Raw genomic sequence first — 11,244 nt, forward strand, 5'->3', positions numbered from 1 at the left:
CGCGCGCGTCACTCCGACTCCGGAAATCGGACCCGGCAGGCACCGCCTGACGCGCCCACCGGATCGCGCTTCGGCCGCGCCTTCTTCCACCCCGCTCCGCGAGGGATGCTCTGGCTGGAGCCGCGCCCGGGGCCAGTGGCGCTTGTGCAGCGATGGATTTCGGCGTTCGCCGGAATGACAGCGGGAGATGGAAGCGATGGGGCCCCGCCTCCGCGGGGACGACGGGATCAAGCCGTCCGCGCCTGTGACGTCTCAATCGCCGCTGCAGCGATGCCGCGCAACACGTCGCCGATCACGATGACCGACGGGCTCGCGAGGTGTTCGCGCGCGATGGTGGCCGTGAGTTGCGCCAGCGTGGTGACCGCGTGGCGCTGTTGCGGCAGGCTGGCGTGCTGGACGATCGCAGCGGGGGTGTCGGCGGGGAGCACCTCGAGCAACTGGCGTTCGATGTCGGCGGCACCGCTCACGCCCATGTAGACGACCAGCGTGAGCCGGGCCTGGTGCACCGCTTGCGCGAGCGCGCGCCAGTCCGGGGCGTCGCCGCCTTGTTGCGCGTGCCCGGTGACGAACACGACACCGCGCGCGTGGTCCCGGTGGGTGAGGGGGGCGCCGAGACTCGTGACCGCTGCGAGGCCGGCGGTGATGCCGTTGACGACCTCGACACGGACCCCGGCGGCGCGCAGGTGGTCGACCTCTTCGCCGCCGCGGCCGAAGATGAAGGGGTCGCCGCCCTTGAGCCGCACGACCCGCTCGCCTTCGCGCGCGGCCAGCACCATCAGCCGCTCGATGAAGGCCTGCGGCGTGCTCTTGCAGCCGCCGCGCTTGCCGACATGCACGATGCGAGCGGCCGGCGAGGCGAGCGCGACGACGTCGGGGCTGACGAGGTCATCCACGAGCAGCACCGTCGCGGCCTGGATCGCCTTCACGGCCTTGAGCGTCAGCAACTCCGGATCCCCGGGGCCGGCGCCCACCAGCGTCACCCGTCCTTGCGGCTGCATGCGTGTCTCCTTGTCCTGCGTCGTCATGCCTGCCCCGCCAGTCGCAAGATATGTTCCACCTGCGCGCGGATCGATGCCGGCACCGGTTGCCGCTCGGCCAGCACGTCGCGGATGTACGCAGCCGTGGCGGCCGGATCGTTCCCCTCGGGCCAGCCGGGCAGGTCGGCGAGCGTGCCGCGCTGGCCTTCCTCGAGCACGACGCGCTGCCCGCGCACGAAGCCATCCATCTGCGGCAGCCTGCGCGCGTCGGCCACCGCTTCACCCTCGGTGCCGCGCAGCAGCAGGGCCGTCGCACCGGTGAGTTCGTACACCGCCGCCATCGACACCGCATACTCGGGATGCGTGTAGCTGCCGACGATGACGGCCGGCCCCTCGCACGGATTCATGAGCTTCACCAGGCTGTGCGTGCTGTTGCGCAGGCCGATCACGCGGCGCACGTCGAGCAGGCGTTTGAGGCCGGGATGCAGCAGCTCGGTGGGTGCGAACGCGACGCGGCCGGGCTCGATGGCGCGGATGCGATCCAGCACGTCGATCCCCAGCGGCGCGAGCAGTTCCGTGACGAACACGCGGCTGCCCTCGCTGGCGCTGCCGTGCACCAGCACCGGCAGTCCGCGCGCGGCGAGCAGCAGCGCGAGCAGCGGCGTGAGCACCGGCAAGCGGCGCGCACCGTTGTAGCTGGGCAGCACGACGGTTGTCGCGCCGTTCGCGGGCAGTTGGTGCAGCCGCGCATGCGCCGCGTCGAGGAAGCCGGCCATCTCCTGCGGCGTCTCGCCCTTGACGCGCATCGCGATGCAGAAGGCGCCGAGCTCGAGGTCGCTCACGCCGCCATCGAGCAACTGCCCGTACAGGTCGGCCGCCTGCTCGCGGTCGAGCGAGCGCGCGCGCTGCTTGCCGCGGCCGATTTCCTTGAGGTACTGGCTGATGCCCACCGGAGTCATTCTCCCAGAGGGCTTATGACTGGAAGTTGGACCGTTATGCCGCCGGCGCGATCGGCAAGACGCGCCGCGCCGGCCCTGCGACGGGCGCCTGCACATCGATCGAAAGGCTCGCAAGCTCCACCGCGTCGAGGTACACCTCGCCGGCTTCGACGTGCACCGCGAAGCGTGGCGTGCAGCCCTCGTCCGGCGCCTTCGCGCAACCGTCGTCGAGCCCGATGGTCCAGTTGTGCAGCGGGCAGGCGACGCTGGTGCCGAACACGATGCCCTGCGACAGCGGGCCCCCCTTGTGCGGGCAGCGGTCCAGCAGCGCGAACACCTGGTCCTGGTCGTTGCGGAACACCGCGACGTCGACGCCGGCCGCGCGCGCCACGCGGCGCGAGCCGAGCACCGGGATGTCATCCACGCGGCAGATGCGCGTCCAACTCGTCATCTTCATGCCTTCACCATCTCCAGCTTGCCGAACTGGCGCGCGTCCACGCCGGCCCTGTCGAAGTCGAACCACGGGTCCGGCTCGCCGTCGAGCGCGGCCTGCAGGCGGTCCCACAGCGCCTTGCGGTTGGCCGGGTCGTCCAGCACCTTCTTCTTCACGTGGTCGAGGCCCACGCGGTGGATGTAGTGCACCGTGCGTTCCAGGTACCAGCCTTCCTCGCGGTACAGCTGCAGGAAGGCGCCAGCGTGCTCCAGCACCTCCTGCGCCGTCTTCACCTTGCAGAAGAACTGCGCCACCTCGGTCTTGATGCCGCCGTTGCCGCCGACGTAAAGCTCCCAGCCCGAATCGACGCCGATCACGCCGACGTCCTTGATGCCCGACTCCGCGCAGTTCCGCGGGCAGCCGCTGACGGCGATCTTCACCTTGTGCGGCGCGTACATGCGCCACAGCGCACGTTCCAGGTCCTTGCCCATCTGCGTCGAATCCTGGGTGCCGAAGCGGCACCACTCGCTGCCCACGCAGGTCTTGACCGTGCGCAGCGCCTTCGCGTACGCATGGCCGGACGGCATGCCGATGTCCTTCCAGACGGCGGGCAGGTCTTCCTTCTTCACGCCCAGCAGGTCGATGCGCTGGCCGCCGGTGACCTTCACCGTGGGGATCTGGTACTTGTCGACCACGTCGGCGATGCGCCGCAGTTCGTCGGCCGTCGTCTCGCCGCCCCACATGCGCGGGATGACCGAATACGTGCCGTCCTTCTGGATGTTCGCGTGGCTGCGCTCGTTGATGGCGCGCGATTGCGGATCGTCCTTCGCTTCCTTCGGCCAGGTGGAGATCAGGTAGTAGTTGATCGCGGGCCGGCAGGTCGGGCAGCCATTGGGCGTGCGCCATTCCAGGAACTGCATCGCAGCCGCGATGGTGAGCAGCCTGTGCTGCCGGATCGCGTCGCGCACGTCCTGGTGCCCATGGTCGGTGCAACCGCACAAGGCCTTCTTCTTCGGCGTGGCGGAGTAGTCGCCGCCGGCCTTGAACATCAGGATCTGCTCGACGAGACCGGTGCACGAGCCGCACGACGCGCTGGCCTTGGTGTGCTTGCGCACCTCGTCCAGCGTGAACAAGCCCTTGTCCTGGATCGCCTTGCAGATCGCGCCCTTGCTGACGCCGTTGCAGCCGCAGACCTCGTCCGCGTCCGCCATCGACGCCGCCTTGTTCTGCCCCTGGTGCCCGGTGTCGCCGAGATTGGACTCGCCGTACATCAGGCGGTCGCGCAGGTCCTTCACGCTGCGGCCTTCGCGCAGCAGCTTGAAGTACCAGCTGCCGTCCACGGTGTCGCCGTACAGGCACGCGCCCACCAGCTTGTCGCCCTGGAGCACCAGCTTCTTGTAGACGCCGGCGGTGGGGTCGGACAGCACGATCTCCTCCGTGTTCCCGCCGCCACTGAAATTGCCGGCCGAGAACAGGTCGATGCCGGTGACCTTCAGCTTGGTCGAGGTGAGCGAGCCGGCGTAGCGACCGATGCCGAACTGCGCCAGGTGGTTGGCCGCGACCTTGGCCTGTTCGAACAGGGGCGCGACCAGCCCGTACGCGACGCCGCGGTGCGACGCGCATTCGCCGACGGCGTAGATGCGCGCGTCGGTGACGGTCTGCAGCGTGTCGTGGACGACGATGCCGCGCTGGCAGTGCACGCCGGCGGATTCGGCCAGTTGCGTGTTGGGGCGGATGCCGACGGCCATCACGACGAGTTGCGCGTCGAGCTGCGAGCCATCGCGGAATTTCACGGCGGCGACCCGGCCATCGTCGCCGGCGACCAGTTCCTGCGTCTGCGCGCCCATCAGGAACTTCAGCCCTCGCGCTTCCAGCGACTGCTGCAAGAGGCGGCCGGCCGCGGCGTCGAGCTGGCGCTCCATCAGCGTGGGCAGCACGTGCACCACCGTGACGTCCATGCCGCGCCGCTGCAGGCCGTTGGCCGCTTCCAGGCCGAGCAGGCCGCCGCCGACGACGACCGCCTGCCTGTATTTCGCGGCCGCAGCGATCATGGCCTGCGTGTCCGCGATGTCGCGGTAGGCGATCACGCCCGGCAGGTCGTGGCCCGGCACCGGCAGCATGAATGCGTTGGAGCCGGTCGCCAGCAGCAGCCGGTCGTAGGCGGCTTCGGTGCCGTCTTCGGCGCGCACGACGCGCCGCACGCGGTCGATCGCGGCGACCTTCCTGCCCGCGTGCAGCGTGATGCCGTTCTCCTCGTACCACTGCCACGGGTTCAGGACGATCTGGTCCAGCGTCTGTTCGCCCGCCAGCACCGGCGACAGCAGGATGCGGTTGTAGTTGGGGTGCGGCTCGGCGCCGAACACGGTGACGTCGTACAAGCCGGGGGCGATCTTCAGCAGCTCCTCCAGCGTGCGCACGCCGGCCATGCCGTTGCCCACCATCACCAGCTTCTGCCGCGGTTTCACGCGCATGTCCATTCGGTCCTCCAGATGCGAAACGGCGCCCATCCCGGCCCGGGGATTGCCGGGACGGAATGGACGCCGTTGTCCTTGCAGGCGCCGCCCTTGGCGCCTCACGCGGGATGTCTTGCAGGAGCCGTGCCAGCGAGGTCGGGGGCCGTGGACAGTGGCCGTGCCCCCTTCGGGTGCGGCACGCACGCGCGTGCACCGCCGCGGCGCGTCAGCGCCCTTGCGGCAGCACCTCGGCCATGGCGAGCACGTTCTGCGCGACGTCCAGCAGCCGCCGCTTCTGGTTCATCGCCATCTGGCGCAGCGCCTTGTAGGCCTCGTCCTCGGACATCTGCCGGTGGGCCATCAGCAGGCCCTTGGCGCGCTCCACGACTTTGCGCTCGGTGAGCGTGGCGCGCACCGCGTCGAGCTCGTCGCTCACGGCCTGCAGGCGTCGCGCCTGCTCCTGCACCATGGTGAAGAGGGAACGCTCCAGGTGCGGGCCGAACGCCAGCGGCGTCGCCGAGCTGTCGGCCACGCGCGCGGACAGCGCGTCGAGCGCCGCGCGCTGGTCCCGCAGTTCGCCGCGCGCCTGAGCGATCCGTGTCGCCGCCACCTCGCGCAGCTGGCGCGCCAGCAGGTCTTCGGTGGCCTTCATCTCGTCGATGCGGCGCGTGCACCAGTGGTACCAGTCCTGCGACAGGCGCGTGTCGAGCTCGCCGCGCACCGTGCAGCCCAGGCTGCGCAGGCGCTCGATCTCGGTCATCACCACCGGGTCGCGCGTGGCGCGGTCGGCCTGCACCACCTGCGGATCGGCATGGTCCGCGAACACCTGGAAGCAGCCGTGCTGCGACTCGATGAGGTGCCGCCAGTGCTGCTGGCCGGCGGCGTCGACGTAACCAGCCGCGAACACGCGGGCGCCGAGCGCGCGCTCCTGCCCGGCGAATTCCTTGCCCTGCATGAAATGGAACATCGCCACCAGCGCGCGCGACACCTGCGGGTCGGTCGCCGTGTCGGCCGCTTCGAAGACGACGGTGAACAGGCCCGTGATCAGCTTCACGAACGCGGCCGTCGCTTCGCCGGCCGTCAGCGATTGCCGCGCGATTCGCGCCCGCAGCGTGGGCAGGCCCTCCAGCGTGTGCAGCACGATCGCGACCCGGCTGAACAGGCGCGCGCCGTTGCGCGCCTGTCCTGGCTCGGTGTGCAGGCGCTGGAACTGCTCGACCACGGCCTGCTGCGCCCGGTCGCACTCGCCGGCCTGGTCCAGGCGCTGGCGGTCGAACTGCGCGCCGTGCGAGCTGAGGTAGATGTTGCTGATGCCGCGCTCGCGCTGGAGCTCGTGGATGAAGCGGGCGAGGGCGGACACGAGGTCGCCCGTGGTCGCGAGCTGCTCGAGCTCCGCGATCTCGCATTGCCGCGCGGCGAGGAGGAAGTGGAGGCCGGAGGTCACCCGGTGCCTTGAGCAACTCCCGTGCCGGGGTGCGTGCGCGGCGCTCGGCGCCGCTGGCGATCTTCAACGCAGAGGAGGCAGAGGACGCAGAGGATTCAAGGTGGGCCAGGTTCGTCGTCCCCGCGGAGGCAGGGACCCATCGCTTCCTCAAATTGATCTCTCTGTGTTCCCTGTCTTCGCCTGTGGCCTCTGCGTTGAGCCGCGCGCGGCGCCTCCGCCCTTAAACTCGGGCGCATGCTGGTCCTGGGCATCGAGTCCTCTTGCGACGAAACCGGTGTCGCGCTCGTGCAGGCCGGCGGCGGCGCGATTCCGCGGCTGCTGGGGCACGCGCTGCACAGCCAGGTGCGCATGCACGAGGCCTACGGCGGCGTGGTGCCCGAACTGGCCAGCCGCGACCACATCCGGCGCGTGCTGCCGCTCACGCGGCAGGTGCTGGCCGAATCGCACCGCTCCCTCCCCGACGTCGACGTGGTCGCCTTCACGCGCGGTCCCGGCTTGGCCGGTGCGTTGCTGGTGGGGGCGGGCGTCGCGTGCGCGCTCGGTGCGTCGCTGGGCAAGCCGGTGCTGGGCGTCCACCACCTCGAGGGACACCTGCTGTCGCCGTTCCTGAGCGCCGATCCGCCTGAATTCCCGTTCGTCGCGCTGCTCGTCTCGGGCGGCCACACGCAATTGATGCGCGTCGAAGGCGTCGGGCAGTACGAATTGCTCGGCGAAACGATCGACGACGCGGCCGGCGAGGCGTTCGACAAGAGCGCGAAGCTGCTCGGCCTGGGCTACCCGGGCGGGCCGGCGCTGTCGAAGCTGGCGGAGCAGGGCGATGCGAAGGCGTTCGCGCTCCCGCGGCCGCTGCTGCACAGCGGCGACCTGGATTTCTCCTTCGCCGGCCTGAAGACGGCGGTGCTCACGCAGGTGCGCAAGCTGGGCGACCAGGTCGATGCCCGCAAAGCCGACGTCGCCGCGTCCACGGAAGCCGCGATCGTCGAAGTTCTGCTGAAGAAATCGCTGGCGGCGCTGAAGGCCACCGGCCTCAAGCGCCTGGTCGTCGCCGGCGGCGTCGGCGCGAACCGGCACCTGCGCGAGCAGTTGGATGCCGGTTGCGCCAGGCGCGGCGTGCGCGTGCACTACCCGGAACTGGCGCTGTGCACCGACAACGGCGCCATGATCGCCATGGCCGCCGCGATGCGCCTCGACGCCGGCGTCGACGTGGCGGTCCGCACTTACGCCTTCGACGTCAAGCCGCGCTGGCCCCTCGACGAGCTGTCGGCGGTTTGAGCCGCAAAGAAGGCGGACTCCCGAACGCAGAGGACGCAGAGCAAGCGCAGAAGTGGCAGAAGACTTCCAATCAATTCTTCTGTGTCCTCTACGCTCTGCGTCCTCTGCGTCAGGGAGTTCATCCGAACTCCAAACGTAGCAACGCCCCACGCAGTCGGCACTGCGTGGGGCGTCGGGTCTGGGCAGTCGCGCGGTCAGGCGATGGTGATCTGGCGGGCGTGGCTCACGGGCGCCTTCTTGGCCAGCGAGAGCGTCAGCACGCCGTGTTCCAGCTTGGCGCTGGTCGCATCGGCATCGATCTCCTCCGGCAGTTCCCACGCGGCCTTGTACTGGCGCTTGGCTTCCGGGCGGGTCTCGACGCGCACGTACGGGCCTTCGACCAGGATCGACAGGTCTTCACGGGCGACGCCGGGCAGGTCCAGGGTGATGGTCCAGGCCTTGTCGTCCTGTTCCAGCTGGAAGCCGGAGGCGGACGTGGCGCCGAGGAAGGCGTCGTTGACGAAGCGCTCGAAGCTGCGGTCGAACGAACGCAGGGGAGCGGCGGAACGGGTGCGGACAACAGGGGCGAACAACATGGTGGCAACTCCTTTCAGGATGGTCTCTTACACTGCGCGGCTTCGTTTCGGAGCCGCAGGCATGCATCCAACGTGTGCGCGGCATGGCAGTTTTTCAAGAGACACGAAGGCATGAAAAAGCAGCGACGGCTGGTCTTGAAATCAGCGGCGGCAACGCTATTTGCTCCGGCCCTCGCGCGTGCGCAGGGCGGGACCGGCCGGCCGATCCGGCTGGCGATGGTGGAGGCGCTCTCGGGCGCGTTCGCGAACACGGGCGAGGCGGTGTTCCGCAACCTGTTGTGGGCGGTGGAGCGGGTCAACCAGCGCGGCGGCGTCCGCCTGCCGGGCGGCAACCGGCTGCTGCAGCTCGACCGTTACGACAACAAGGGCCAGGCCGAGGAGGCGTTGGCCGCGATGCGCTCGGCCATCGACGACGGCGCGCACTACGTCCTGCAGGGCAACTCGTCCGCGGTGGCGGCAGCGTTGTCGGAGGCGGTCACCAAGCACAACGAGCGCGATGCGGGGCGCAAGGTGCTCTACCTCAACTATTCGGCGGTCGAGCCGGCGCTGACCAACGAGCGCTGCAGCTTCTGGCACTTCCGCTTCGACGCGCATGCCGACATGCGCATGGCGGCGCTGATGGCGGTGCTGCGCGAAGACCGCGCGCTGCGCAGCTGCTGGCTGATCGGCCAGGACTACAGCTTCGGCCAGGCCGTGCTGCGCGAGGCGCGCCGGCAGCTGGCGTTGCAACGGCCGGACGTCACCATCGCGGGCGAGGAGCTGCATCCCCTGGGCCGGGTGAAGGATTTCCTGCCGTACGCGACCAAGATCAAGGCCAGCGGTGCCGGCGCGGTCATCACCGGCAACTGGGGCAACGACCTGACGCTGCTGGTGAAGGCGGCGCGCGATGTCGGCTTCGAGGGCAAGTTCTACACGTTCTACGGCAACGCCCTGGGCGCGCCGGCGGCGATCGGTGACGCGGGTGTCGGCCGTGTCATCGCGGTGGCGGACTGGCTGCCCAACCTGCCCACCGCCCAGAGCGAGTCGTTCTACCAGTCCTTCCGCCAGCGGTTCCCGCGGCCGCAGGACGACTACGTGCACATGCGCATGCAGCTGATGGTCGAGGCGCTCGCGCAGGCGATCGAACGTGCGCAGACCAACGAGCGCGTGCCGGTCGCGCTGGCGCTGGAGAAGGCGTCGGTCAGCCTCGCGGGCGTGGCCGGCGCGATGCGCGCGTCGGACCACCAGTTCCAGCAGAACCTGGTGGTCGGCGTGATGGACAAGCAGGGCGCGCCCGGCGTGAAGTTCGACGTCGAAGGATCCGGCTACGGCTTCCGCGTCGCCCGCGTCCTCCCCGCTGCGCAGGCCGAGCAGCCCACCACCTGCCGCATGGCGCGGCCGGCGACCTGAAACAACACGCCACCGGGAATCCCATGCGCCAAGCCATCCTCGACCTCGAAGAATCCAAGATCCGCGAAGTGGCCAACGCCGGCATCGGGCGCGACGACGTGCTGGCGTTCTGGTTCGGCGAGAGCGACGAGGTCACGCCGGACTTCATCCGGCAGGCCGCGATCGACTCGCTGCAGAAGGGCGAGACGTTCTACGCGCACAACCTCGGCCTGCCGGAGTTGCGCGATGCCGTGGCGGCGTACACGTCACGCCTGCACAAGCCGGTCACCCGAGATCGCATCGCGATCACCTCCGGCGGCGTCAACGCGCTGATGCTCGCGATCGAGATGCTCGTGGACGCGGGCGACGAGGTCGTCGCCGTCACGCCGGTGTGGCCCAACCTGGTCGCGCAGCCGCGCATCATGGGCGCCAACCTCAAGCGCGTGTCGCTGCGGCCGCAGGCGGGCGCCTGGTCGCTGGACGTGCAGGAATTGCTCGACACCATCACGCCCGCCACGCGCGTGCTGGTGGTCAACGCGCCCAACAACCCGACCGGCTGGACGCTCACCCGCGCCGAGCAGCAGGCCATCCTCGACCACTGCCGCAGGACCGGCACCTGGATCCTGGCGGACGAGGTGTACGAGCGGCTGTACTTCGAGGACACGGCGAACGCTTGCGCGCCGAGCTTCCTGGACGTTGCAGGGCCAGATGACCGCCTCGTCGTGGCACACAGCTTCTCCAAGAGCTTCCTGATGACGGGCTGGCGGCTGGGCTGGCTGGCGATGCCGGCGGCGATGACGCACCCGATGGGCAAGCTGATCGAGTTCAACACCTCCTGCGCCAGCGTGTTCACCCAGCGGGCGGCGGTGGTCGCGGTGGAGCGCACGGCCGACGTCACGCCGCGCGTCGTCGCGCACCTCAAGGCGTGCCGTGACCGGCTGGTGCCGCAACTGCAGGCGATCCCAGGCGTCCAGCTGGCCGTGCCGAAGGGCGGCATGTACGCGTTCTTCCAGCTCGAGGGCTTCGGCGACTCGCTGGACCTGGCCAAGCGGCTGGTCACCGAGGCCGGGCTGGGCATCGCCCCCGGCAACGCCTTCGCGGCCGAGGCCCAGGGCTGGCTGCGCTGGTGCTTCGCGTCCAAGGACCTCGGCCGGCTCGACGAAGGCGTGCGGCGGCTGCAGGGCTGGCTGGCGCGTCGCTGAGGCCGGGGAGGGGGCCGGGTGGTACAATCCACCGGTTCTGCATCCCGCAGAGCGCACGTTGGGGACCTTCCATCCCCAACGCAAGTCAAACCTCCAACACAGGAAGTCCAAGATGTCCGCCCTCAACAAGGCCGAGATCGTTTCCGCGCATTCGCGCGGCACCAACGACACCGGCAGCCCCGAAGTCCAGGTCGCGCTGCTCACCGCGCGCATCAACGAACTGACCCCGCACTTCAAGACCCATGCGAAGGATCACCACGGCCGCCGTGGCCTGCTGCGCATGGTCAACCGCCGCAAGAACCTGCTGGCGTACCTGAAGGACAAGGATGCCGAGCGCTACACGGCGCTGATCGGCAAGCTGGGCCTGCGCAAGTAAGCCGGCCGGAGGGGCTAGGCGCCAGGGACTGGGGGCTGGGAGATTCATCCCGCCCTGCGTTCCGGCACCTGGCCCTTTTCAGTTTTTCAACCCCGGAGCAGACGCAAGGCTGTGTCATTCCTCAGGGGCTAAGTGCCGGTGATCCCGCTCTTGGCCCCGACTCCTAGCCCCTGAGGAATGGCATCGCGTTCGGCTCCACCACCGCA

10 protein-coding genes are annotated in these 11,244 nt (G+C 69.6%); 4 read left to right on the plus strand and 6 right to left on the minus strand.

Annotated features, from left to right (window positions below; translation table 11 throughout):
* Positions 1-227: 227 nt before the first annotated feature.
* The 5 genes from cobA to I8E28_RS09620 all read right to left on the minus strand — a co-directional run bounded on the left by cobA (position 228) and on the right by I8E28_RS09620 (position 6,245).
* The gene (gene cobA / locus I8E28_RS09600; RefSeq protein ID WP_200787756.1) at positions 228-998 is read right to left on the minus strand and encodes a uroporphyrinogen-III C-methyltransferase; all 771 of its coding nucleotides are present in this window, start codon (positions 996-998) and stop codon (positions 228-230) included.
* A gap of 23 nt (positions 999-1,021) precedes the next feature.
* Positions 1,022-1,927, minus strand: a complete 906-nt coding sequence (gene ybiB / locus I8E28_RS09605) for a DNA-binding protein YbiB (protein ID WP_200787757.1) — start codon at positions 1,925-1,927, stop codon at positions 1,022-1,024.
* Positions 1,928-1,970: 43 nt separating this feature from the next.
* Positions 1,971-2,366, minus strand: a complete 396-nt coding sequence (gene nirD / locus I8E28_RS09610) for a nitrite reductase small subunit NirD (RefSeq protein WP_200790356.1) — start codon at positions 2,364-2,366, stop codon at positions 1,971-1,973.
* A 2-nt stretch (positions 2,367-2,368) separates the two neighbouring features.
* Positions 2,369-4,825 carry a nitrite reductase large subunit NirB gene (nirB, locus tag I8E28_RS09615; protein WP_200787758.1) on the minus strand — a complete coding sequence of 819 codons (2,457 nt, stop codon included), beginning with the start codon at positions 4,823-4,825 and terminating at the stop codon, positions 2,369-2,371.
* A gap of 202 nt (positions 4,826-5,027) precedes the next feature.
* A complete protein-coding gene (locus tag I8E28_RS09620; RefSeq protein ID WP_200787759.1) occupies positions 5,028-6,245 on the minus strand; it encodes a nitrate- and nitrite sensing domain-containing protein in 1,218 nt (405 codons plus the stop codon).
* Positions 6,246-6,479: 234 nt separating this feature from the next.
* Here I8E28_RS09620 and tsaD point away from each other — a divergent pair, with 234 nt between their 5' ends.
* A complete protein-coding gene (tsaD, locus tag I8E28_RS09625; protein WP_200787760.1) occupies positions 6,480-7,517 on the plus strand; it encodes a tRNA (adenosine(37)-N6)-threonylcarbamoyltransferase complex transferase subunit TsaD in 1,038 nt (345 codons plus the stop codon).
* Positions 7,518-7,711: 194 nt separating this feature from the next.
* Here the strand turns inward: tsaD and I8E28_RS09630 are convergent, their stop codons facing one another.
* Positions 7,712-8,092, minus strand: a complete 381-nt coding sequence (locus I8E28_RS09630; RefSeq protein ID WP_200787761.1) for an Hsp20/alpha crystallin family protein — start codon at positions 8,090-8,092, stop codon at positions 7,712-7,714.
* A gap of 111 nt (positions 8,093-8,203) precedes the next feature.
* On the opposite strand from I8E28_RS09630, the gene I8E28_RS09635 reads away from it, so the two are divergent.
* The 3 genes from I8E28_RS09635 to rpsO all read left to right on the plus strand — a co-directional run bounded on the left by I8E28_RS09635 (position 8,204) and on the right by rpsO (position 11,038).
* Positions 8,204-9,481, plus strand: coding sequence for a branched-chain amino acid ABC transporter substrate-binding protein (locus I8E28_RS09635; protein ID WP_200787762.1), 1,278 nt, complete (start codon positions 8,204-8,206; stop codon positions 9,479-9,481).
* 23 nt (positions 9,482-9,504) lie between these two features.
* Positions 9,505-10,662: a pyridoxal phosphate-dependent aminotransferase gene (locus I8E28_RS09640; RefSeq protein WP_200787763.1), complete on the plus strand. Its 1,158-nt coding sequence runs from the start codon at positions 9,505-9,507 to the stop codon at positions 10,660-10,662.
* Between the two features lie 112 nt (positions 10,663-10,774).
* The gene (gene rpsO / locus I8E28_RS09645; protein ID WP_200787764.1) at positions 10,775-11,038 is read left to right on the plus strand and encodes a 30S ribosomal protein S15; all 264 of its coding nucleotides are present in this window, start codon (positions 10,775-10,777) and stop codon (positions 11,036-11,038) included.
* Positions 11,039-11,244: the final 206 nt, after the last annotated feature.

The sequence above is a fragment of the Ramlibacter algicola genome, from assembly GCF_016641735.1.
GTDB lineage: Bacteria > Pseudomonadota > Gammaproteobacteria > Burkholderiales > Burkholderiaceae_C > Ramlibacter > Ramlibacter algicola.